The organism is Desertivirga arenae, from assembly GCF_017355785.1.
GTDB lineage: Bacteria > Bacteroidota > Bacteroidia > Sphingobacteriales > Sphingobacteriaceae > Desertivirga > Desertivirga arenae.
In genome coordinates this window covers 538,540-562,107 of sequence record NZ_JAFEWE010000001.1, presented here as the reverse complement: position 1 = coordinate 562,107, position 23,568 = coordinate 538,540, and the positions used below count along the sequence as shown (strand labels likewise).

Annotated in this window: 25 protein-coding genes; 13 read left to right on the top strand and 12 right to left on the bottom strand. The window is 40.5% G+C overall.

All coding sequences use genetic code 11. The annotated features are described in order from the left end of the window. Nucleotides 1-101 precede the first annotated feature (101 nt). The gene (locus J4N24_RS02220; protein ID WP_207532001.1) at nt 102-836 is read left to right on the top strand and encodes a Crp/Fnr family transcriptional regulator; all 735 of its coding nucleotides are present in this window, start codon (nt 102-104) and stop codon (nt 834-836) included. Here the strand turns inward: J4N24_RS02220 and J4N24_RS02215 are convergent. From J4N24_RS02215 to nirB, 4 genes are all read right to left on the bottom strand, one after another. Continuing rightward, nucleotides 833-2,017 (bottom strand): molybdopterin molybdotransferase MoeA, encoded by a 1,185-nt coding sequence (locus tag J4N24_RS02215; RefSeq protein ID WP_207532000.1) that lies wholly within the window; start codon nt 2,015-2,017, stop codon nt 833-835. The two genes, J4N24_RS02220 and J4N24_RS02215, sit on opposite strands and share 4 nt — an antisense overlap. A 75-nt stretch (nt 2,018-2,092) precedes the next feature. Next, complete coding sequence (moaCB, locus tag J4N24_RS02210; protein ID WP_207531999.1) at nt 2,093-3,043, bottom strand: bifunctional molybdenum cofactor biosynthesis protein MoaC/MoaB; 951 nt, start codon at nt 3,041-3,043, stop codon at nt 2,093-2,095. A gap of 137 nt (nt 3,044-3,180) precedes the next feature. Further along, on the bottom strand, nt 3,181-3,546 hold the full coding sequence (nirD, locus tag J4N24_RS02205; RefSeq protein WP_207531998.1) for a nitrite reductase small subunit NirD: 366 nt from the start codon (nt 3,544-3,546) through the stop codon (nt 3,181-3,183). A 50-nt stretch (nt 3,547-3,596) separates the two neighbouring features. Next, complete coding sequence (gene nirB / locus J4N24_RS02200) at nt 3,597-6,101, bottom strand: nitrite reductase large subunit NirB (RefSeq protein WP_207531997.1); 2,505 nt, start codon at nt 6,099-6,101, stop codon at nt 3,597-3,599. Between the two features lie 491 nt (nt 6,102-6,592). Between nirB and J4N24_RS02195 the strand changes: the two genes are divergently transcribed. Then, complete coding sequence (locus J4N24_RS02195; protein WP_207531996.1) at nt 6,593-6,805, top strand: hypothetical protein; 213 nt, start codon at nt 6,593-6,595, stop codon at nt 6,803-6,805. A 112-nt stretch (nt 6,806-6,917) separates the two neighbouring features. On the opposite strand, the gene J4N24_RS02190 is transcribed toward J4N24_RS02195, so the two are convergent. Continuing rightward, nucleotides 6,918-7,142 carry a hypothetical protein gene (locus J4N24_RS02190; protein ID WP_207531995.1) on the bottom strand — a complete coding sequence of 75 codons (225 nt, stop codon included), beginning with the start codon at nt 7,140-7,142 and terminating at the stop codon, nt 6,918-6,920. A gap of 225 nt (nt 7,143-7,367) precedes the next feature. Further along, a complete protein-coding gene (locus J4N24_RS02185) occupies nt 7,368-8,054 on the bottom strand; it encodes a class I SAM-dependent methyltransferase (protein WP_207531994.1) in 687 nt (228 codons plus the stop codon). 80 nt (nt 8,055-8,134) lie between these two features. Here J4N24_RS02185 and J4N24_RS02180 point away from each other — a divergent pair, with 80 nt between their 5' ends. Both J4N24_RS02180 and J4N24_RS02175 read left to right on the top strand, forming a co-directional pair. Then, nucleotides 8,135-8,647, top strand: coding sequence for a YdeI/OmpD-associated family protein (locus tag J4N24_RS02180; RefSeq protein WP_207531993.1), 513 nt, complete (start codon nt 8,135-8,137; stop codon nt 8,645-8,647). 2 nt (nt 8,648-8,649) lie between these two features. Beyond that, nucleotides 8,650-9,027, top strand: coding sequence for an SRPBCC domain-containing protein (locus J4N24_RS02175; protein ID WP_207531992.1), 378 nt, complete (start codon nt 8,650-8,652; stop codon nt 9,025-9,027). A 127-nt stretch (nt 9,028-9,154) separates the two neighbouring features. Here the strand turns inward: J4N24_RS02175 and J4N24_RS02170 are convergent, their stop codons facing one another. Then, nucleotides 9,155-9,370: a hypothetical protein gene (locus tag J4N24_RS02170; protein ID WP_207531991.1), complete on the bottom strand. Its 216-nt coding sequence runs from the start codon at nt 9,368-9,370 to the stop codon at nt 9,155-9,157. A gap of 264 nt (nt 9,371-9,634) precedes the next feature. Between J4N24_RS02170 and J4N24_RS02165 the strand changes: the two genes are divergently transcribed. The 3 genes from J4N24_RS02165 to J4N24_RS02155 all read left to right on the top strand — a co-directional run bounded on the left by J4N24_RS02165 (nt 9,635) and on the right by J4N24_RS02155 (nt 12,855). Next, nucleotides 9,635-10,489 (top strand): phosphatase PAP2 family protein, encoded by an 855-nt coding sequence (locus J4N24_RS02165; RefSeq protein WP_207531990.1) that lies wholly within the window; start codon nt 9,635-9,637, stop codon nt 10,487-10,489. A 245-nt stretch (nt 10,490-10,734) separates the two neighbouring features. Continuing rightward, complete coding sequence (locus J4N24_RS02160) at nt 10,735-11,178, top strand: protein-disulfide reductase DsbD N-terminal domain-containing protein (protein WP_207532352.1); 444 nt, start codon at nt 10,735-10,737, stop codon at nt 11,176-11,178. Between the two features lie 21 nt (nt 11,179-11,199). Then, the gene (locus J4N24_RS02155; RefSeq protein WP_207531989.1) at nt 11,200-12,855 is read left to right on the top strand and encodes a protein-disulfide reductase DsbD family protein; all 1,656 of its coding nucleotides are present in this window, start codon (nt 11,200-11,202) and stop codon (nt 12,853-12,855) included. 14 nt (nt 12,856-12,869) lie between these two features. Here the strand turns inward: J4N24_RS02155 and J4N24_RS02150 are convergent, their stop codons facing one another. After that, entirely contained in the window at nt 12,870-13,262 is a 393-nt protein-coding gene (locus tag J4N24_RS02150) for a response regulator (RefSeq protein WP_207531988.1), read from the bottom strand. A gap of 101 nt (nt 13,263-13,363) precedes the next feature. Here J4N24_RS02150 and J4N24_RS02145 point away from each other — a divergent pair, with 101 nt between their 5' ends. The 4 genes from J4N24_RS02145 to bioA all read left to right on the top strand — a co-directional run bounded on the left by J4N24_RS02145 (nt 13,364) and on the right by bioA (nt 16,714). Then, nucleotides 13,364-13,816 carry a hypothetical protein gene (locus tag J4N24_RS02145; RefSeq protein WP_207531987.1) on the top strand — a complete coding sequence of 151 codons (453 nt, stop codon included), beginning with the start codon at nt 13,364-13,366 and terminating at the stop codon, nt 13,814-13,816. A 139-nt stretch (nt 13,817-13,955) separates the two neighbouring features. Continuing rightward, nucleotides 13,956-15,185, top strand: coding sequence for a peptidase U32 family protein (locus J4N24_RS02140; RefSeq protein ID WP_207531986.1), 1,230 nt, complete (start codon nt 13,956-13,958; stop codon nt 15,183-15,185). After that, the gene (locus tag J4N24_RS02135; RefSeq protein ID WP_207531985.1) at nt 15,185-15,406 is read left to right on the top strand and encodes a ferredoxin; all 222 of its coding nucleotides are present in this window, start codon (nt 15,185-15,187) and stop codon (nt 15,404-15,406) included. The genes J4N24_RS02140 and J4N24_RS02135 overlap by 1 nt, the downstream gene beginning before the upstream one ends. A 51-nt stretch (nt 15,407-15,457) precedes the next feature. After that, nucleotides 15,458-16,714 (top strand): adenosylmethionine--8-amino-7-oxononanoate transaminase, encoded by a 1,257-nt coding sequence (gene bioA, locus J4N24_RS02130; RefSeq protein ID WP_256439337.1) that lies wholly within the window; start codon nt 15,458-15,460, stop codon nt 16,712-16,714. A gap of 2 nt (nt 16,715-16,716) precedes the next feature. On the opposite strand, the gene J4N24_RS25815 is transcribed toward bioA, so the two are convergent. The 4 genes from J4N24_RS25815 to J4N24_RS02110 form a co-directional block, all read right to left on the bottom strand. Then, nucleotides 16,717-17,349 (bottom strand): c-type cytochrome, encoded by a 633-nt coding sequence (locus J4N24_RS25815; protein ID WP_207531983.1) that lies wholly within the window; start codon nt 17,347-17,349, stop codon nt 16,717-16,719. Nucleotides 17,350-17,436: 87 nt separating this feature from the next. After that, nucleotides 17,437-17,694, bottom strand: a complete 258-nt coding sequence (locus J4N24_RS02120; protein ID WP_207531982.1) for a hypothetical protein — start codon at nt 17,692-17,694, stop codon at nt 17,437-17,439. A 79-nt stretch (nt 17,695-17,773) separates the two neighbouring features. Continuing rightward, a complete protein-coding gene (locus J4N24_RS02115; RefSeq protein WP_207531981.1) occupies nt 17,774-19,063 on the bottom strand; it encodes a nucleoside hydrolase-like domain-containing protein in 1,290 nt (429 codons plus the stop codon). A 90-nt stretch (nt 19,064-19,153) separates the two neighbouring features. After that, nucleotides 19,154-21,559: an outer membrane beta-barrel protein gene (locus J4N24_RS02110; RefSeq protein ID WP_207531980.1), complete on the bottom strand. Its 2,406-nt coding sequence runs from the start codon at nt 21,557-21,559 to the stop codon at nt 19,154-19,156. A gap of 227 nt (nt 21,560-21,786) precedes the next feature. Between J4N24_RS02110 and J4N24_RS02105 the strand changes: the two genes are divergently transcribed. Continuing rightward, the gene (locus J4N24_RS02105; protein WP_207531979.1) at nt 21,787-22,827 is read left to right on the top strand and encodes a sensor histidine kinase; all 1,041 of its coding nucleotides are present in this window, start codon (nt 21,787-21,789) and stop codon (nt 22,825-22,827) included. Beyond that, nucleotides 22,827-23,537 (top strand): LytR/AlgR family response regulator transcription factor, encoded by a 711-nt coding sequence (locus J4N24_RS02100; protein ID WP_207531978.1) that lies wholly within the window; start codon nt 22,827-22,829, stop codon nt 23,535-23,537. The genes J4N24_RS02105 and J4N24_RS02100 overlap by 1 nt, the downstream gene beginning before the upstream one ends. The last annotated feature ends 31 nt before the right edge of the window (nt 23,538-23,568 follow it).

Sequence of the window (23,568 nt, the reverse complement as noted above, 5' to 3'; positions counted from 1 at the left end):
TGAATTAAAAGGTAGGGATCCCTTGAATTCATTTCTGCGACATGGTTCAGGGGGGGGAGTAGATTCACGTTAGATAATGATAAATTATTAAGAATTTTAAAATGAAAAGAACAAAACATGAGTGCGGTCTAGACAGGTGCTTCTTATGTAGGACCTGTTTAAAGGAGTGGCTTCCGGCTTTGGAGGTCCACCGCCAGACATATCAGGTTAAAAAAGGAGAGCAGATATTTAAAGAAGGGGAAAAAGTGACAGGCGTTTACTTTGTATACGAGGGGAATGTTAAAGTTCATAAAAAGTGGGGGCCGGATAAGGAGCTGATCATTCGCTTTGCAAAGAAAGGTGCAATTATTGGCCATCGGGGTCTTGGTACTAATCTTTATTATCCTGTTTCGGGAACAGCCCTTGAAAATGGGATAGTATGTTATATTCCAATTGATATATTTGAAGCTAGTTTAAAGGTAAATCATGAGTTAACTTATGAATTAATGATGTTTTTTGCAGATGAATTGCAGGAATCTGAAAGAAAAATGAGGAATCTGGCTCATATGCCTGTAAAAGGACGTATTGCTCAGGCGCTTTTCTCATTGAAAGACAAGTTTGGACTTACGGTGGAAGGTTTTATTGACATAGAGCTTACCCGCCAGGATCTTGCCTCTTATGCAGGGGCCACTTATGAGACTGTATTTCGTATTATTAATGAGCTGGTATCTGAGGGAGTAATTACCACTATGGGTAAAAGCATAAAAATTCTCGATCCTGAAAAGCTTGCTGTTTTCGTTAGTGACACTGACTTATTTCAGGACGGCAGTTCTAAAAAGAAACAGCTGCTAAGCTAAATAGTTAAGCAGGTTAGGAGGATCCCGGGCGAGAGTTCGGGATTTTCTTTTGGGTGGTGAGCTATTGCGTCCGCATACAATCCCAGGCGGATATCTCCTGAGCCATTAATATCTACCGGTTCTATTTTGGATGGATTTCCCTCTATTTTTACCGGGAAAAATTCGTCAAATCCCGATTTTCTTACTCTTTTTCCCGTAAATGGCAAGTGGAGGGTCCTGGTTGGACTTTGCTGCAGTGACTTTGAGAGGAATGTCTCAATAAAAAGCTTGAAGGTAACCAACGTAGAGAAGGGGTTTCCGGGAAGAGCAAACACTAGTCCTCCGGCGGGCATTTCTCCACACCAAAATGGTTTGCCTGGTTTTATGGCAACCTTGTGAAATAGTTTCTTAACGCCGAGACTTTGAAGGATTTCTGGTACATAGTCTGCGTCACCTGCAGAAACACCTCCACTCATGATTAAAATATCGAAAGAAAGTGCTTCTTCTATATTTACTGATAGTTGTGTTTTGTCGTCCGGGAGGTGTTTGTAAAGTTGAGGTTTGATCTGCCACGACTTCAATAAAGATTTTACCAGCCACTCGTTGCTGTTGCGGATCTGTATTTCATTAATATCTGATCCAACTGGTTTAACTTCATTGCCGGTTGTAAAAAATGCGATTCTGGGAAGTTTCTTTACTTTAATTGTTGTTTTTCCAAGGGTTGCAAGCGTGCTTACTACGGGAGCGTTGCAAAGGGTGTCTTTCTGTATAGCTAATGTTCCTTGTTTAAGATCTTCACCTTTTCTGGCAATGTTCTGGAATTTCGTTATCTCTTCTGTAGTGAAACTAACATGGCAGTCAGTTTCACTTGAGTCTTCCCGGCGGATAACGGCGTCAGCATCGAGGGGGACCGCCGCGCCGGTCATTATTTTGTAGCAGCAACCGTTCTCCAGGTTTGAACCGGCTAAATTTCCAGCAAAAATTACTTCTTTTATCCTGAATTCTCTTATTCCGGCTGTCCAATCCTCTAGTCTAATAGCATATCCATCCATTGCTGAGCGATTGAATGGAGGGTAATCCCGGTCAGCAAGAATATCTTCATCTAATATCCTGCCTTCAGCATCATTAAGATCAATGATTTCAGAACCAAAAGTTCTGGCCTTTGATGTAATTGTTTCTTGTGCTTCCCGGAAATTGACCATATCTCTTGTTTATTGTTTTTGAGATTATACTGTGACCTTTAATCTTTCAACTTTTAGCCCTTTACCTATAGGCTCCTAATGTCCGCCGCCTTTCATCATTTTTCTTGCGTGGAAAACAGCAGGTAGAATAGCTTCTAGTGATTCTCTTGCGCCATCGCTGCTGCCGGGCAGGGTTACTATCAACGTATTCGCAATGGAGCCTGCAACCGCGCGGCTCATCATAGCTAAAGGTGTGCGCATTTGACCAAAGTTTCTCATCGCCTCCGTGATGCCATCCGCGTCCCGCTCTAATATTTCTTTTACCGCAGATACTGTATTGTCTCGGGGACCAAGTCCGGTTCCTCCTGTAGTAAATATAAATTGAATATCTTCTGAGACCCAATCTTTGATCTGTTGCTGGATTTCCTCTTTGTTGTCTGGTAAGATCTTGTAATATACAACGTTTGCTTTTGTCTCTTCCAGCATGTGTTGGATGAGTGTTCCGCTTCGGTCCTCGCGTTTTCCTTCTGCGCAAGAATCTGAACAAACTAATATAGCGCAGGTGGGGGAGGTGGCGAAAAACTTCTTGCGGTCGCTCTTGCCTCCTTTTTTCTCTAGCAGCTTAATGTGCCCAATTTCAAGTGCTGTATCTACAGGCTTCAGCATGTCGTAAATCTCCAGGGCTGCAACACTAACTGCCGTAAGCATTTCCATTTCAATGCCGGTGCGGCCGATAGACTTTGCTTCACCGTAAATAACAATTCCTTTTCTGGAAAAAATTCCTTCAGGAAACAAAGATCCATGGGTTTCCTGACTAAGGAATTCGAACCGGATATCCATCCCATCAATCGTTACCGGGTGGCAGTGGGGTAAGAGTTGTGGAGTTAGTTTAGCTCCTATGAAGCCGGCAGCTTTCGCTACATCAAACAGATTTCCTTTTGGAAGTTGACCTTCCTCTATAATTTTTATAGTTTCGGCTGAACAGAAAATTATTGCTGTAGCCCTCGCGCTTCGTAGAGTAATTTGTTTGTGAGTAATATCCCTCATTGAACATGGGTATTTGCGGCAAATATAGGATTTGGGGAGGTAAAAGGGGAAAGGTTAAAGGGTAAAAGGTTGAAGGAGGAAACGTAAAAAACCCGGCATCTCTGCCGGGTAAACGATATTTAACAATGGCAACTTTTTCAAGTTGTTGATCTTATTCCGATATAAACTTTATCACCTTCAAGTTTTACCGGATAGGTCTTTATTTGATATTCATCTCCGCTCAGGCATTCGCCGGAGATTAAAGAAAATGTTTTTTTATGGAAAGGGCAGGCAACTTTCGGTTCACACTCTTCTCCGGTACTGCCGATCATGCCTCTTGACAGGACCATTTGTTGTTTATGTGGGCAAAGATTTTGTGTCGCAAACCATTCACCTCTTCTTGTAAAATTAAAGACTGCGATTTGTTCCTCCTCGTATTTTACACATGCTCCGCCATTTTCTGGTACATCACTTGCATAGCACGCAAGGACCCATTTTATATCTGTTGTTGTTTCTGCTTCCATGATACTGATAATTAAAAATTCAAAAGTTTAATTCAATTTAGTGTTAGATCTTACCACTCTTTAGCTTTGATCTGTTCTCTCATTGAGTCGAACTCTATTGTAGGGTCTTTCTCTTCCGGCGCATTCACAAAGTGTGAGAACTGTTTGCGTAGCTCCGGATTTCTAACTACTTCAGTCCATTCGCAATGGTATGAGTTTATCAGGTGTTGAATTTCTTCTTCCAGTTGTTCTCCGATGCCAAGGCTGTCGTTTACTACTACGTTTTTAAGATAACTTAATCCGCCTTCCATTTTATTCAACCAAGTCGCTGTGCGCGCTAATGGGTCGGCCGTTTTGATGTAGAACATGAGGAATCTGTCGAGGTATTTGATGCAGGTTTCTTTATCCACGTCTGCAGCTATAAGTTGAGCGTGTTGTGGTTTCGATCCTCCATTTCCGCAAACATATAGGTTCCAGCCTTTTTCAGTTGCGATAATTCCAAAGTCTTTTGCCTGAGCTTCAGCACACTCACGAATACAGCCACTCACGCCGCCTTTTAATTTGTGCGGAGAACGAATTCCTTTGTAGCGCTCTTCTACTTCGATGGCGAAAGAAACGCTGTCTTGTAATCCAAAGCGACACCAGGTGCTTCCCACGCAGCTTTTCACTGTGCGTAATGATTTTCCATAAGCATGTCCGCTTTCGAATCCGGCGTCTATTAATTCTTCCCAAATTGCAGGAAGGTCATTAACGTGGGCTCCAAACAGGTCTATTCGCTGGCCCCCGGTTATCTTGGTGTATAAATTATATTTTTGTGCAACTTGCCCTATTACGATAAGTTTCTCAGGAGTGATTTCGCCACCCGGAATTCTTGGAACTACGGAGTAAGTTCCTCCTTTTTGAATGTTCGCAAGATATCTGTCGTTACTGTCCTGGATTGGCTGCTGTTTAACAATAAGATCATTCCAGAGGCTGGATAAGATTGCAGCTACTGCCGGTTTGCACACCTCGCAGCCATCTCCGCGGCCATAATGATCAAGCGCTTCATCATAACTTCTTACGTTATTCATCTTGATTAAATCCATCAACTCTTGTCTGGAGTAATCAAAATGCTCGCAAAGAACGTTTTTGACATACATTCCCTGTTCCTTCATGGTTCCGATCACAAGATCTTTTACCATTGGAATGCAGCCGCCGCAGCCAGTTCCCGCTTTCGTTGCTTTTTTAATTCCATCAACCGTGGTGATTCCTTCGTCTCTTACCTTGCAGCATATGGCGCCTTTTGTGATAGATTCGCAAGAACAGATAAGGGCTTCTTCCGGAAGGTTCATTACTCCTGCTCCACCTTCAGTTGATTCGCCTCCTCTGGTTCCAAGTATAAGATCCTCAGGATTAGGAGGAAGTGCGATGTTATTTTTAACGGTTTGAAGTAGCATGTTGTAGTCTTCGGCATCACCGATCAATACACCACCTAATAAGCTCTTTCCGTCTTTAGTTATATTAATTCTTTTGTAGATGCCTTTGCTCGTGTCTTCGAGGGCAATGGTGCGGCAATCAGGTTCGTTAATGAAAGGATCTCCAAAGCTAGCTACATCAACACCAATTAATTTCAATTTCGTGCTCATATCAAAGCCGTGAAATTCTCTTTCACCACCAGTGATCTTGCTTACCACCACTTCTGCCATTTCATATCCTGGAGCAACCAGTCCATAGATCATGCCTTCGTGAAGTGCGCATTCGCCAATTGCAAAAATGCTTGGATCAGAAGTTTGCATCATCTCGTTCACAACGATACCTCCACGGTTGCCAACATGCAGACCTGCCAGTTTAGCCAGTTCATCACGGGGGCGGATACCCGCGGAGATCACCAGCATATCTACGGGGAGAGAAGAATCATCTGCAAAATTTAAGGCTGTGATTTTTCCTTCACCCGCAATTTCAGAGGTGCTTTTATTTAAATGAATTTGCAGGCCGAGTTCTTTTAGTTTCATCTGTAGCATAGTGCTTCCAGGCTGGTCTATTTGCCTTGGCATAAGCCTTGGTGCAAACTCGATTACGTGAGTTTCATTGAGGCCGAGGTCTATCAAAGCTTTTGCGGCTTCCAGGCCTAAAAGGCCTCCGCCCATCACTGCTCCATTTTTTGCATTTTTTGCATACGCAGAAATTAGTTCAAGGTCTTCAATAGTTCTGTACACGAAAACACCTTCTTTCTCAACACCGGGAATGTCAGGTACGAAAGCTGAAGATCCAGTAGCCAATACCAGATAATCATACTTGATTACCTCTCCTTTTAGTGAATGGACCGTTTTGGCTTCCGGGTTGATTTCCTGAACCGGATCGTTAAGGTGAAGAGATATGTTGTTTTCTGAATACCAATCTAAAGTATTCATCAGTAAGTCGTCAGCAGTTTTGCCACTGAAATATTCACTTAGGTGAACACGGTCATATGCAGGCCTCGGTTCGTCTCCAAAGACAATCACCTGGTAAGCATCGGTTTTAGACACAAGTTTTTCGCAGAACTTATATCCAACCATTCCGTTTCCGACTACAACAATTGTTGGTTTTTCGTTTACCATAAGACTAAATTTTGTTAAAGCATCGTTTTTTTTAAATCTTATTAAATATCCTAGCGACTTTTGATTTATTTAATGTGATTTAAGACAAATTTAAATAAAAAACATCTTTAAGTATGATTTAAATCATGAAAAACTTTTATAGAAAGGAGATTTTTGTAAAAATATTAATTTAATAACCTTTTTTAGTGGTTAGAAAAACAAATACTGCTGGTTTTTTCCTAAATTTTGATAGTTTGTCAATTAATTTTAGGTCTATTTTTTATTTTTTATTCTAGTTTGGATGTTTCTTCGTGATTTAATGGTGGTTTATGGTCTTTTGTTTTGTGATATAAATGTATCTTGATCTATTTATTGGTTTTTTTGTGTTATTGTAATGTCCCCTGTTGCCTTTTTATTCCTTATAGTCTAAATGTTGTTGTTCGCTGTTCAAGTATATTGTAAAACATTATTGTGTTTGAATTATTGGTATCAGAAGATATACTATTTGAATTATGGAAGGATTTTTAATCATGGTTAATGGTCAGGAGTTTTATGTGAAGCAAGGCTTGCACGAAAATTTGTATGAGGTAAGTAATAGTGGAAAGAAGTTTTTGGTGGGGAAGAGAGAGACAGGGGAATGGGAGGTGATGTTACAGGATTCAGATCAGACGGAGATATCTGCAAGTGAAATCGGAAAGGTAATTGACAATAGAGTAAAGGAATAATGCTTTTAATAGTGTTAGTATTAAAGCAAGATTGAAAAGAGAATTTATGAAAAATGAGGAAGGACTATCGGCAATATGAGTTTAGCTGCTGTAGTCAACAGCAGCTACATTTTTATTGTACTTCCTTTTTATAGGATGATCTAAGTCTTTGTACTCCATAAAGAGCAGTTAGGCCAAATAGTACTATAGTTCCACTATCAAGGGGGGCATTGTCCGGGTCTAAACATCCACCATCTCCTCCTCCGCTAGTGTCTTCCCCATCTTCGCCTGAGCAATAGGCAAAGGCAGGAATTGATAATAAAGAACAGATTAGAGCGCTAAAAAAGAATTTTTTCATTATTTCATTTCAATCGTTAAAAATCGGGAGGAGCATGCTCCGGGGGAGACAATGTTCCACCTTTACAGAGGACATACCACAGGCTGTTGTTCTTCAAAACAATCTGATAAAATCTGTTACTATTTCTCTGTAAACGTCCCAATGTTGTCCTTCTACGTCGAAGGTATCCTGAGGTTTCGTAAAAATTAAAAATCGAAAAGCAGGTTAGTGAAATTGCTACTTATATTAAAAATATAACCTTCCAAGATACTGATCCTGGTCGTCCTGCATTAATAATTCGAATTTATACGATAATTCCCCAGCTATATTATTTAAGGTCACCGGATCTATGTAGAGCCAGTTAAACCACTCATCACTTATATTATTATATTGGTATTGAAATCTAACCTCACCAAAGTAACTTTCCGGCCTCCGTATATTTTTATCCTCATACAAATAGGAAATATCAGAAGAATCGAAAATAATCTGCCCCCCTGGCTTCAGCAGGCTTCTGCAATGTTTAAGTAGTGCTTTCAAGTTTTCTACGGTACCGCAAAGCCCAATTCCATTCATTAAAAACAATAAGGTGTCATATTGATCCTCCTTATAGTCGAAGATGTCTTTATTAATTACATTCTTCACACCCCGGCTTCTCATAATGTCGCAAGCTTTCGTCGAGATTTCTATCGCCGAAACTTCTAATCCCCGTTCCTGCAGTAGCAGAGTGTGACTCCCAACACCCGCTCCTATATCTAATACCAAACCCTCACATCTTTTCAAAGCATGCAGCTCAAGATCTGGCATCTCTTCCTGGTCTCTGAAAAATACCTCAACTGGCATTTCCTCAGGGGCTCCATAAGAGGTGTTAATCCACAAGAGTTTGCCAGAACGTTGGTTGTAAAAATCGGAAAGTGCCTCCCCTAAAACATCCATCGCCACAAATCTACGTTTTTCAGAAGGATAAGTACGAAAAATTTAAGGTGGAGAGGAAATAAATCTAACTTTACAGCGTTATGCAACGTTTCATCTCACAAATATTAAGGTTTGAGAAGAAGGGGGACAAGACTGGCTGGACTTATATTGAAATCCCTCAAGATGTAGCGATGAAGCTCTCGCCGGGTAATAGGAAGAGCTTCAGGGTAAAAGGTATGCTGGATAATCATCCTATAAATGGTGTTGCTTTGCTCCCAATGGGTGAGGGTAGTTTTATCCTGCCTTTAAACGCTAATATAAGGAAAGGTATAAGGAAGGCAGAAGGTGCTATGCTAGATGTGTTTATTGAGCTGGATAATGAGTATAAACTAGTGCTCCCTGCAGAGCTTCAGGAGTATTTGGAAGAAGACGGGCTAGCAGCAGATTATTTTGAAAGTTTAGCAAAATCTCATCGTGATTATTTTGTTAAATGGATAGAAGGAGCAAAAACTCAGATCACTAGGGAAAAAAGATTGGTGGAAACAGCGAAGGCTTTGTCGGCCAGAATGACTTATGGGGAGATGATACGCGGTCAGAAAAAGAAAAAAGAATAAATATGAAGGACTATAAAAAATACTACTCAGTTCCGGCGTCACCGGAAGAAATATACCTGGCATTAACAACGCCGGCGACAATATTTTTATGGACAGGAGAAGAAGCGGAAATGTCTACTGAACCTGGTAGTGAATTTTCTCTATGGGAAGGAAGTATTTCGGGTAAAAACCTGGAATTTGAGTATGGCAAGAAGATTGTTCAGGAATGGTATTTCGGGGATCAGGAGGAGAAATCTATCGTCACCATAAAACTCCATCCCGATAAAGACGGCACATCTGTAGAGTTAAGGCATTCTAATATTCCTGATGAAGATTTTCAGGACATTAAAGATGGATGGGACGGTGCCTACTTTGGCGCTCTAATAGATTTTTACAGTTAAGCGTATTTATGTATTGCTGATCCAGGATTATAAATCCCTTGATTCCCTTGTTGGTGTTTGCACCAACAAGAGCTTTTCAGTAGGTAGGTTTTTAAGCAAAACCAAAGTTTAGGATATTATAGAAGGACTAGTTTAAAATAGCTTCGTCCAAATATCGTCCGATTTGTTCCACTGGAATATTTATCGAAGGATTATATTGTGCTTCTATTATCCAATTCTTGTCTTTGTCTTTAGCGATGCAGCAAGTGCCGTTTTTTCTATTCACATAAAAAATATTGTAATCAGAGTTCGGTTGCTCGATAGTAAAAAGCTGGTCGTTTATCTTTACGTTATAAATTTTCATAGTTTATGTTTTGCTAGGTAAATGTATGTAAATTTTTCAATCAAATTATTGTTGCATTGTTAAATGTTTATTATTTGACTAAATATATTTCTTTTTTAACAAAAAAAGGCCTTGCTGGTTTGCACTGAAGTCTATTTTAAAACTTTTCAACCTTCAGAAAATTGAGATAGTTAAATTATTATTAACAAAAGCTGAACCATTATTATCTTTTCAAACCATTCAAAAAGAAACGGTGTTAAGCATTTAACATAAATTTTAACACCTATGAAATCGACGATAGTTTTATTCTTATCATTTATATTAACCATTCCTGTCTTTAGTCAGGATAGTACATCTGTTTCAAATAGTATCTCAGGTCAGAGCTCTGGTAAGGCTGATTCTCCCTACAAAACGAGTTGGAAGGTTGATGGACCTGTTATTGCGGGAACATTGGGACTTAACTTTCTGGGATTAAGCTTAATTAAAAATAAAGAAGGCTTAACTGAAACAGAAGTAATGTACAAGCGAGCTCATAAATCTGATGTGAATGGTATTGATCGTTTTGCGGCTGGCAACTATTCTGAGAATGCTGACAAACTGAGTTACTATCCCTTCTATGCATCCTTCGCTATGCCTGTTGCCATGCTTTTAAATAAAAAGATAGGAAGCAAAGCTGGGCAAGTAATGGCAATGTATGTAGAAACGATGGCGGTAACAGGCGCTGTTTATTCGATTACCGCCGGCTCTGTCAATAGAAGCAGGCCATATGTATACGGCTCCGAAACGCCCCTGGATAAAAGTATGAAAAAAGGCGCGCGCAGATCCTTTTTTGCTGGGCATACCGCCGCAACAGCCTCGGCCACCTTTTTTGCTGCTAAAGTTTATAGCGATTTTAATCCAGACAGCAGAGCAAAACCTTACGTGTGGGCTGCTGCTGCAGTTGTTCCGGCTGTTGTTGGATACTACCGCGTACAAAGTGGCAACCACTTTTTAACTGACAATCTTTTAGGTTATGCCGTTGGTGCCGGCGCTGGAATATTAGTTCCTCAGTTACATAAAAAAGGCTCCTCTAATAATTTAAGCGTTGTTCCGGTAACCACGCCGGAATATAGAGGGTTAAATCTTTCTTACACTTTTTAGTCTGTAAATTCTGATAATTATATAAAGCTGCTCAAGACGAGCAGCTTTTTTTGTAGTTAGATCCCCGTATGGTTTGCAAACTTGCCTTTTTATGTTTATTTCCGTAGCTCAGCTCCATGTTATTGTTATATTACCTAGATAGGTTGATTAAACTATCGTAAGAAAAATGGCTCTATAACAACAAATCATTAAGTAAATCCTAAATGGTAAGATTTACATTTGTAGTGTTAAATAAAGTACGTCTAATGAGAAGTTTGGTAGTTGCAGTTTTGTTATTCCTCACAACTTTTGCTTCAGCGCAAATAGTTAATCCTGTGAAATGGTCTTATGCCGCAAAAAAAATTAGTAAAACAGAAGCTGTTGTGTTGTTCAAGGCGACTATAGATAATGGCTGGCATTTGTATTCTCAGAATATTCCTGATGGAGGTCCCGTTGCCACTAAATTTGAATTTAGTCCTTCGAAAGCCTATACCGTTACTGGCAAAACAAGTGAACCAAAGCCAGTAACTAAATTCGAAAAAGTATTTAACATGAATGTTAGCTATTTCGAGAAGAGCGTTGTCTTTCAGCAAAAGGTAAAGCTTGCTGCAAATCAGGCTGTCGTAAAAGGAAAGCTGGAATTTATGGTATGCAATGATCATCAGTGTCTTCCACCCGATGAAGTAGATTTTAGTATTGCAGTAAAGTAGTCCTTCTTCAGCAAATCTTAAATGAGAATTTTCAGATTATTTCTGCCAGTGTTTTTCGCTCTGGTATTTTCCTCTGGGCTGCGCGCTCAATCTCCTGACACTATTTCCACCGATGATATCGTTTTTTCAGATGTAACAGATACTATTAGTGATTCGGCTACTGTTAGTTCATCGGAAACAGTAAGCTCTCAACCTAGGGCCGGCAAGCAAGAAACAACGGTAAAAGCTCCCATAGAAACCGCGTCTGGTCAGTCGATCTGGCAAATCTTGCTGGAAGGTTTTCTAAGTGGACTAGCAGCGGTTCTAATGCCCTGTATCTTTCCAATGCTGCCCTTGACAGTAAGTTTTTTTACCAAGAGTTCTTCTTCAAAAACAGCTGCTATTGGAAAAGCCCTGATATACGGCCTTTCAATTATCGTAATCTATGTAGTCCTTGGATTACTGGTAACCGTGATCTTCGGTTCAGACGCATTAAATAATCTGTCTACCAATGGTATATTTAATTTCCTGTTTTTTATTCTCCTTGTTGTTTTTGCAATATCATTCCTTGGAGCTTTCGAAATAACACTTCCATCGAAATGGGTTAATGCAGTGGATTCAAAGGCTGATACCAAGGGATTTGGGGGCTTATTTTTTATGGCCGGTACCCTTGCTTTAGTTTCTTTTAGCTGCACCGGACCAATTATTGGAACTCTGCTGGTTAGAGCTGCGACTATGGGCGAATTATTAGGCCCCGCTGCAGGAATGCTTGGCTTTTCAGCGGCACTTGCTATTCCCTTTGCCTTGTTTGCAATGTTCCCTTCCTGGTTGAAATCGCTGCCCAGATCTGGAGGGTGGCTTAATAGTGTAAAAGTAGTGTTAGGATTCCTGGAACTGGCACTCGCAATGAAGTTCCTTTCAAACGTAGATCTTGCTTACCATTGGGAGCTTCTTGATCGGGAAGTATTCCTGGCGTTATGGATAGTTATTTTCGGATTACTCGGACTTTATCTTCTTGGAAAGATCAAATTTTCACACGATAGTCCCGTTCCCTCTATTCCACTTCCTCGCTTCTTCCTGGCAGTAATAACTCTGGCGTTCACTGTTTATATGATCCCGGGTTTATGGGGAGCTCCGTTGAAAGCAATATCTGCTTTCCTTCCGCCTCAGCATACCCAGGATTTTGATCTTTTCACTAATAGCCTGGGCGCTAATTCAGCATCTCATTCAACTTCCACTCATAAGTATTCTGATAAATTCCATGCACCTTTAGCACTTGATGCTTTTTTTGACTACGAGGAGGGCCTGGCTTATGCAAAAAGTGTTAATAAGCCTGTAATGATCGATTTTACAGGTCATGCTTGCGTGAATTGCAGGAAAATGGAGGCTTCTGTCTGGTCAGACAAGAAGGTATTGGAGACCATACGCGACAAGTACGTTCTGATACAATTATATGTTGATGATAAAACGGAACTTCCTCAGAACGAACAAAGCGTGTCTGCTTTCAACGGTAAAAAAATTAAAACTATCGGTAACAAATGGAGTGATTTTCAGGCATCCCGGTTCAACTCCAATTCTCAGCCTTACTATGTTTTACTAAACAATAAAGGAGAATTGCTGGTGCAACCGTCCGGTGCCGAGTTTGATATTGATAAGTACCTTAAGTTTTTGGAGAGCGGTTTAGCAGCTAATAAATAAAAGTACAGTCTCTGTTACCTGCAGAGGCTACTTATTTCCATTAATTTCTGCGTATCAAGGGGCTTAGTTATAAATTCTTTTACAAAAGGATATTGTGTAGAACGGTCAATTTCAGACTGTATAGCACTTGACGATACAATAAAAATGGCAATTTTCTTCTGTAGCTCGGCCTTTTGATCTTTGAATTGATCCAGGAAATCCCATCCATCCAATACAGGCATATTTAAATCAAGCAGGATAACATCGGGGAGGTTCTCTGGTTCGTTTTTATGCAATTGTAAAGCATCCATAGCCGCACTAACCCCTGGAAAGGCTGTGTGTTTTTTGAACGCTCCCGACTTTCTTATCAGTATTTCGGTTATTTTCTGATGGATTGGATCATCATCAATTACATAAACAAAGCACATTATTTCTTTTCTTTTTGTAACCCTTTCAACGTTGGCAATATTAAAAAGTTTCCCCGGTTTTTTAATTCTTATAAACAAAAAAGTTAGGTTCTTGTATAGGAATGAAAGCAGTTTGTATTATGACTAACCTTCAGATAGATCACCTAACCCAGAAGTTTTACGAAAGCATTTGTTTCAGTCAGGAAAAATACCCCAACATCGATCAGTTGCAGGAACTTTTTTATGGAGATGGTAAGCTGGTGAATGGAAACTTCGATAACCCTCTTGAGTTTACCGTGCAAAGTTATATTCAAGCGATAATGCACCAAATAGAAGAGGGAAACGCTGAATTCTATTCTATTCAGGAAATAGCCGACGTTACTGAGGTTTTTGGAAATACTGCTCACCGTGTTAGTGTTTATGAACATGCATCAATATCAAACGCCCCGCAACCCTGGAAACGGGGGGTAAATTATATTCAATTCATTTTTAGCGATGGTGCCTGGAAGATTATTTCGATGTTGTGGAACGATGAAAAGGAAGGACTGAAGATTCCCGAAGAATACTTTGTATAGGATTGCCATCAATGGGGACAGGGGAATCTATTTCTAGTGCTTTGTGATTTAGATCATATTTATTCCTCTAGCTTTTCCAAAGATTTGCAGTTCCAATAAGCGCAGTTTTGGTGTTGCGCAGATTATGCAAATCTTTGAAATGAAAATTCCCGAATTACTTTCACCTGTAGGCTCCTACGATTCATTGTATGCAGCAGTAAGAGCAGGTGCCGATTCAGTATACTTCGGCATTGAACAGCTGAATATGCGCGCTAAATCAGTAAATGCTTTCTTTTTAGAAGACCTGGAGGAGATCGGGCGTATTGCAAAAGATAATAGTATTAAATGCTACCTGACACTTAATACTGTCATTTATAATCATGACCTGAAGCTTGCAGAGGCACTGATTAAAGAAGCTAAAAAATGTGGCATTGATGCGGTAATTGCATCAGATTATGCTATCATACAATTATGCGATCAAGAAGGGATGCCTCTCCATATTTCTACGCAGGCAAATATTACTAATATCCAGTCTGTTGCCTTTCATTCAAAATTCGCCGATGTAGTAGTCCTCTCCCGTGAGCTTACATTAAAGCAAATTGAAGAAATATCCAGGGAGATAATCCGGAGAGATATTAAAGGACCATCAGGGAGATTGGTTCGGATAGAAGTGTTCGTACATGGGGCATTATGCATGGCTGTATCAGGTAAATGTTATATAAGTCTACATACTCAAAACGCATCAGCAAATCGCGGAGCTTGCTCTCAAAATTGTCGTCGGCCTTATAAAGTTATCGATTATGAGAACGGACATGAACTCTTAGTGGATAATGAATATATCATGTCTCCGAAAGACCTTTGTACTATTGATATTCTGGATCAGGTAATCGCTGCAGGAGTGAACGTACTTAAAATTGAAGGTCGCACAAAGTCTGCAGAATATGTTTATACCACTACAAAATGTTATCGCCAGGCGCTTGATGCAATAGAAGCAGGAAATTATGATCAGGAGAAGGTTGAGCAATGGAAGACTGAGTTAAACAAAGTTTATAACCGCGGATTCTGGGAAGGTTATTATTTAGGCAGAGAACTGGGTGAATGGACCAGTTATCCTGGTAATCAGGCCACCCAAAAGAAGGTTTATGTTGGAAAAGGCAGCAATTATTTCCACCAGGTACGGGTAGCTGAATTCATTATAGAAACCGGCTCATTGAAAAAAGGAGATACTATCCTGATAACCGGTACTAAGAAAGGTGTAATGGAGTTGCAATTAGAGGAATTCAGAGTAGACGGAATAGAGAAGTCAGAAGCTGCGAAAGGACAAAAGCTTACACTGCCACTTACTGATAAAATTTCCAAAGGTGATAAACTCTATAAGATTGTCAGCTGATGCCTAAAGTTATACATCTGAGAGGAAAATGTATTGGTTGTGCTGTATGTGCTGAAATGCAACCCGAGCTTTGGTGTATGTCTAAGAAAGACGGAAAGGCAACCTTATTACATGCTAGTTCCAAACGTGATATTTTTGTTTTAGTTGTTGATGATCTCATCTTAGACCGCACGCTGGTGATTGCAAAGGCTTGCCCCGTTAATATTATCAAAATATCATAAGACACTCATAACACTAGGGATACCCTTTATCTTTGGCAAAATTTAAAAGGAATGATCTGGTATCCTTATACCCAAATGAAACACCTGAAGGAGCTACCTAAAATGGTTTCCGGCAAGGGTGTGCAGATGAACCTGGAAGATGGAAAAACGCTGATCGATGGCATTTCTTCCTGGTGGGCTGTTATCCATGGCTACAGTCACCCTGCTTTAAACATAGCCTTAAAAGAGCAAGCCGATAAATTTTCCCATATCATGCTCGGAGGGTTATCACATCAGCCTGCAATAGATCTTGCAGATGCTTTAGTCCGGATTACTCCATCTGGGTTAAACCATGTGTTTTTTTCAGATAGTGGTTCAGTTGGCGTTGAAGTAGCGCTGAAGATGGCCATTCAATATTGGAGTAATAAAGGGTACGAAGGAAAGCACAAGGTTGTTTCCCTGAAGAACGGCTACCATGGTGATACTTTTAAAGCCATGGAAGTGAGCGACGATTCTGATTTTAGCCGATCCTTTTCAACTGTATTACACCGGGGCTTTATGCTTAATATACCTAAAGGGGGATTTGATGCATCTCCCGAGGAGGTACTTCCGGCTATTCAGGAACTTGAAAGAACCCTGGCAGATCATCAGGATGAAATAGCAGCCATTATAGTCGAGCCAATTGTGCAGTGCGCCGGAGGCTTTCATATTTACTCTCCACTCTATCTTCAAGCAGCAAGGGAACTAAGTGAAAAGTATCAGGTTCTGCTTATATTCGACGAGGTAGCCACAGGCTTTGGTCGAACAGGAAAACTATTTGCAGCAGAACATGCAGGTATATGTCCTGATATTATGGTTATAGGAAAGGCATTAACAGCCGGATACTTAGGACACGCTGCTACCCTGGCAAGTACTGAGGTCTACAATAGCTTTCTGGGGGACAGCTACCAAACTGCGTTAATGCATGGACCCACTTTCATGGCCAATCCTCTTGCTTGTGCAGTTGCACTACGCAGCATTCAATTGATCGAAGAGGAGCAATATCTGGAAAAGATTAAATGTATTAATCAAATAATTCTGGATCAGTTCGAGAATCTTAGATCACCTCTTATCACCGACAAAAGAGTTATTGGTGCCATTGGAGCTATTGAAGTTACTGATTCTACGGTATTCGCTCAGTTTAAAACATTTGCGATCGATCAGGGAGTATGGCTCAGGCCTATTGGGAATGTCATTTATATTATGCCTCCCTATATCATTGAAAAAAACCAGCTAATCAAATTAATAAATGTAATAAGGGACTGGTTTGAACACTTTCTCCCCAATTGATATCAAGGCAGGCTATTCAAATATTTTTCAATTAAATCTATCCCTTCCTTATCGGGAAGGGTTGTTCCAATTTTGGGCATATGATATTCTCCCATAGTTTTCATACGGGTGGGGATGGCTTTTCTGTGCCGTAGTAATCCAGATGCATTTAAACTTGTATTATTATCAAGAGAAATGGTTTGTGCAGATGCGAAACCCTGGACATTATGGCAATGAGCACAATTCATCTTCAGATAAGCTCTCGCTCGTTTTTCCAGAGAGTTATTTGTATCGGTATATGCGGGAAGGACCTGATCCATTTGAGCGCCCTTTTGCACGTTAAGAAGTCCGGCTGCGCGCATTAATTGCAATTGGTTTACCAGTTTTCCTTCTGTACCCACTATTGCTCTGTTAAGGTTTCCCAACTCGGGACCAATAGGAGACAGAATCCCAGCTCTTTGATGACACGTACCACAGTCTTTCTGAGAGGGGATGCGGTAGGCCGTCTTCCATTTGCGACCTTTTGAATCGTTGAAGGTTACAGGAACATTTGAAGCCCTGGTAATTAATAAGGCATCGTCTTGTGAGTCATTCCACTGATAGGTTGCTGCAACCCAATTCCCTTTTACTTTCTCCAGGATCCGCGTCTCTATCACCCTTCTTCGTCCTCCTGAGTTAGGATAGTAGAAAGATTTGGCAATAACAGTTCCCTCAGGAAAAGACAGTGCCGAGCCCTTCTCCAGCTATATCCTTTTCCCCCTTGGAAGCCTGATCAATCGTTGTTTTTCAGCGTAATCGGTAAATAGAGCTGAAGAAAGCTGATAACTAAAGACATTTACAGCAGGCTGCAGCCTATCTATTGGTCCATCAAAAAGGCCATATTCTTTTAATGACGTGGGAAAAGAAGAACTGTCATTCTTAGGAGCCTTTTTCTGGTTACAAAAGGATATATACAGGAGCGGGAACAGCAGGATTGACAGAAGCAGGATCTTAGTTCTCATTTAATTAGTGTGATTCAGGGCTTTTCCTGAATTTGCACCACGCTAAATACGTCTGTTAATCAAGAAGGTTCCGAAGGAATTATTTTAACCAACTCCATCGTTTCGCCCAGTCCGCTAATATAGCTTCTCTCCATTTGGAAACAGTCTTTCCTCCTTGTATTTTTCCATCATAGAATTGCTCGCCCGACTTGTCAGTATACCAGTTGGAACCGAGTTTGTAATCAGTGGGATGGCTTTTACCTGGCCATTTATTAGTAACAACTAATTTTCCTTCGCCTAATTGCAAACCAGGAATCGTAGAGTTAAAGCGGTAATTAATTAGTTCCGCTTGTTTGGGGACATATTTTAGTCCGTATACTCCGTTTCCAAGATAGTAACCTGGCCACTTTTGAACAGATGTCTTATAAGGAGTTTCCATCCAGAAGCATACAGAGTCGGCAGGAATGTTAGTTTCAGGGCCCTTGAAGTTGAATTCAACCATTGAACAAAAAGCAACCGTATCTGCAGCGGTGGTTGGCCGGTTGTATATTACCCTCGAACTACGATTTGTCTTATCAAAACTTCCGCCCCAGCTTTCACGTGCCGGGTTTTCAGGATCGCCATCCATCATATACAGCAGGGAAGGAGTATCTCCCATTTTTACTTCTCCCTGGTAATAGCTTTTAAAGTCCCTACCCAGGTTGCCAGCTCCGAGAATATACTTATCATGGTAATTGCTAGTATTAACACTGTCAGGGATATTGCTATTGGAAAAGAAGCCGTAATAGGATGAGTTGACCTCAATGAACCAGAGGTTTGGAAAGGTCTTCGCTATATAATCGTAACTGTTTGCACTCCATTTTTTATTTGGACCACCAATCCAGTAAATCTTTATATTCTTCTGGATTTCCGGAGCATCATGTAATGCCTGGGCTATGTCTTCTAATCCACCCCAGCCCAGGATCCATAGAGGTTGATCACTTTTCTTTTTTGCGCATTTAATAATCCATTCCGAACCCTCTGTTGCTTTACTAAACCCCGGGTAGGCGGCCCTTCCATGTTTTCCCTGCTTCGTAACTGATCTCAAATAATCAGGTTCCAAAAGTCCGTTCTGATGTTTTTTTAATTTTGGTAAGTCTTTCTCGTATAGATCGATCATACGCAGAATTTCCCCCTTGGTGCCATCACCGTAGGAGGGTGAAGAAACAAGTCCTTCAATGTTGAACTTATCACTATACATCAGCAGGTGCGCCATCGACTGGTTGTCATCTGGGTCAGTGCCGCCAATATCAGTACTTACCAGAATCCTGGGTTTAACTGGCACAGGTTGTTGTGCTAATAATAAGCAGGAGCAAAAGCTCAACAGAAGGAACAGAAGCAGTTTATTCATTGGTTACAGGAAAGGGTTGGTTTGGTGTTACACAAATATGTTATTCTTTTAGTGCCAAGCCAAATGTTAAGCGTATAAATACAGCAATCCTCAGTTTAAATCGTCATTCGTAATACCTTTTTTACTCTTCTTTACTGATTCCTTTAGTTTTCCGAAACGATAGTTAATACTGGTATTCAAGGACCTATAGTACGTCTGTTGGCGCTTTAATTGCCAGAAGCCTGTTTCATTAATCTCTTCTCGGTTAAATCTGAATTTGTTGAAAGGGTTGCTAACATTAGCTGAAATTGACAATTTCTTTTGCAATAGATCTTTAGAAATTCCAAAAGAAGTTGCTGTATAGCCATTAGTCCTGGTTTGGACCGAGGAGAAGCCCTTGCTGTTATAGGTGAATCCTGCGTTCAACCGTAAACCGGAACTAAGACTATAGTTACCGTTCAGGTTCAGGTATTGGAGAAAGGCTTCATTCCTGATTAGTTCAGAGTTCCTGTAAAATTCCGCACTAATGTATCTAATGTCTGAATTAAGAGTGAGTCGTAGCAATTTAGACAGAGGATAATTAAGAAAGATGTTGATCTTGTACAGATTTGCGGTACTGGTGTTTTCGAAAGTAGTGAGTGTTACCTGGTTCTGCTCATCGAACTGCGAAACCTGCCCGATCATATTACGGAAGAATAATGATCCCAGGCTAATATTCCAATTAGCCCTTTCATTATGGGTATAATCGATTTTAAATACATGTGTATACCCACTACCAAGGTTGGGATTGCCAGAAGATACAAATTCAGGATTGGAGCGGTCAACAAAGGGATTAAGCTGCGATATGCCCGGACGCTGAACTCTCGTAGTATAGCTTAGGCTAAGATTAGCAATACTACTCAATTTTCTTCCGAGGATTACTGATGGAATAAAGCTTAAATAGGAGCGGCGCAACTTAGGTTCTTCACCCTCAAAACTTGCGTCAATTAAGGTTTGCTCCAGTCTGAAGCCTGCTTTTAAACCCCAGCTTTTGTATTTATATTGAAGGGAGTTATAGAATGACAGGATAGTCTGAGTATTCTCAAAATCATTCCTCGAACCCAAGTCAGCATCGCTTAACGAAGTGCTAAAAGTACTCGTGTTATTTCGTAAAATACCTTTCAATCCAGTTTCAATAGTCACTTTCCTGATAGTCTGCGCATAATCACCCTGGATAGAATGTTCCGAAAGCAGACCCAGGTTATTTTGGGTAAAGGTGTTTGAGTTTACATTTAGGAGAAGGCTATCCAGATCAGTCCATGAATTATTTCTGTTTCCCATAAAACGATAAGAAAGGAACAACATTCGCTCTTTAGAATTCCTGAAAGCTCTCTGATAGTCTAATGAAAGATCAGCCGAGCCAGCCTTTTCATTTTTTTTATTGTTCGTCTCCAATTCCATAAACTTCTCTGCCCCGGTTCTTCGTGAAAGCTGCCGGCCACGGCCAATATTCTGGTTCTCACTGATGTTTACTTGTGCAGAAATAAGGTTGTACTTATCAAATTCATAGCTGAATTCGCTACCGAAGTAAGCCGTATTGCTCTTTGAGCTCCGATAATTATTTTGGTCGAGGTAAGATGGCTGAATTGTTCCAGTCATGCGTTTTACTGAACTAGTATTTTCCGGAGTGTTGTTAAGCGAAGCACCTGCAATGCTGGAAAGTGCAAATTTGTTCTGCTTATAGGCAAAGGATCCGCCAAGTCCCGGACCTCCTGCAGGGTAGCGGAGTTTCGCATTTACGCTGCCATTATAACCATCGTCTGCCCTTTTTTTCGTAACGATGTTTATTAATCCGGCTAAACCTTCTGCATCATACTTGGCTGGAGGAGTAGTGATAACCTCTACCCTAAGAATAGAGGAAGCCGGCATGCTTCGCAAGACATCCTTAGCATTACGTTCCATCATTCCCGAGGGCTTTCCATTAATTAATATTTTATAGCTACCACTTCCTTGTAACAGAATGTTCTGGTTGGCGTCGAGCGAAAGAAAAGGCACACGGGGCAGCATCTCCAGAACACTGTTTGATTTGCTTTCCGGATCTCCCTCGAGGTCATAAATTATGCGGTCCAACTCCTGCTTAATTAAAGGCTTGCTGCCGGTAATGGTTACTTCCTTAAGATCGGTGCTTGCTTTTTCAACTAGAATTTGTCCCAGTTCGTAATCCTGATCCTTCACTTGCAGATTCAGTCGAATTGTTCGTATACCTATCCCTTTTATTAAAAGTTGATAGTAACCTACGTTAATATTCTCAAACTTAAAATATCCCCTGGCATCACTCTGCGATGTTTTTGCCGTCGTGGTATTGGTTTTAATCAGACTGACGCTTAGAAAAGGAAGCGATTTTTTACTAGCGGAATCAGCAATTGAACCAGATACTTTGAAAGTTACCACCTGTGCCTTAACAGCAGAATATGAAATATAATTCAGTAATATAGATAGTATAATTACAAGGTGCTTTCGGTTGATGGGCTTGTTCATTTTATGATTTTTAAGGTTGAAGAATTAGCTCAAAGATTGCCTTCGTTTAAAGAAGATTGAAAAAATTATGATCAACGGGTATAATTTGATTACAGACGAGTATTTTAAGCGCTTGAAATACTTAATCAGCCAATAAGGGCTTTTCATCCTTAAATTAGTGGTGTAGGTCATTCGCTTTTTTAATATGCTTAATATTAAGGACCTTTAGAAAGAGATATCCATAGGCGATGATTAAAGTGATAGGGGAGGTATCCCCAAAAAAGGAAACAGATTTAAAAGGCTTCTGGCTAAGCGGGTTGATTGCTTGTATCCCGGTATACACAGCTTCTTTGTATTATATAGAGATCGTAACAAATCGGGAGAAAGAAGAATTGGCCTTTGGTGCCACTGTTGCTTTTATGCTCTTTTATTATTCAGGATGGGTATTGGCGACTGAAATCTCGTTTAAAGACAAGGAACTTGAGAAGAAAATGCCGGCTCTCCTTGGCGTAACCATGGTTGGCCTGATTGTTTTCCTGTTCCTGCATGCAGATTTTGAGTTTGGAAAAGAGGGATTAAGTATCCTTCTATATTGGTTCCCATTCTTTATCTGGAGTTGCTGCGGGGGCTTGTTGGTAAGGCTGATCAGACTCTCCGGCAAAAGAAAACTACAGGCGGTAACTATTGTTGCAGAACGGAATGAAAGTGAGCTGAAATTGCTCCAGTCGCAGCTTAGTCCGCACTTCCTGTTTAATACCCTTAATAATCTATATGGAATTTCTATTGCGCAACACGAAAAAGTGCCGGCTCTGCTTTTAAAGCTCTCTGATTTGCTAAGGCACTCTATTTATAATTCAAAGGACGATCTGGTGAGGTTGAAAAGCGAGGCAGAATATATCCAGAATTATATAGACTTTGAAAAAATACGGCTTGGAGAACGGCTGGAAATAATAGCAGCGATTGATGAGGCAATTCCTGAAACGATAAGGATAGCCCCAATGCTACTGATCGTTTTTATTGAAAATGCCTTCAAGCATTCTAAAGATAGTTCAGCTAAGCGTATTTTTATAGAGCTATCTCTAAAAGTCTGGGGAAATATGATACTTTTTTCGGTTCTGAACTCGTGCAGTAATGAGCGTAATGAAAATAAAATAGGTAGAAAAGATAACGGTTTGGGGCTGGTAAATGTGCAGCGTCGGCTTGCTCTGCTTTATTCGGGCGAGCACGATCTTAAGATAGAAGAAGGAGAGGAGCAGTATAGTGTTATGCTACAATTAAAGGTTAGATAATGAAGAATATTAATTGTCTTATTGTAGACGACGAGCCTGTTGCAAGGGATATTGTGAAAGCCTATTGCAATTCTTACCCAGGACTAACAGTGGTGGGATCGTGTGAGAATGCTCTCGATGCCCGTCGGGAGCTGGAAGTTCAACATGTTGATATTATATTTCTTGATATTAACATGCCACTGCTTGACGGACTTGCTTTTATGAAAATACTAAAGCAAAAACCACAGGTGATCTTCACCACAGCTTATAAGGAATATGCTTTAGACGCTTTCGATCTTGCGGCCTGTGACTATTTACTTAAGCCTTTTTCCTTCGATCGTTTTATCCTTGCAGTAGATAAAGCAATAGAACGGCTTGGCAAATCAGAAGTGCCGGTAAAACAGGTGCCGGTATCGAATGCTCCCGGCTATATCTTCCTGAAATCAGAAGGGAAGATCTTCAAGGTTTCTTTTGAGGAACTACTCTTTGCAGAAGCTCTGGGTAATTATACAAGAGTAACCACTGTCAGCGCCGTCTTACTGCCGATAACAAGCATTTCAGCCCTTGAACTGCAGCTTCCTTCCGAACTGTTCCTGCGAACGCACAGATCTTATATCATAAATAAATCCAGGATAAGTCACATTGACGGAAACCGTGTCTTTATTGGAAAATACGAAATCCCTATAGGGGCTAGCTATAGGGATTTATTTTTTCAGGAGCTGGGTTTATAAACTGAAGCATCGTTCAAAACCACTATTCGTC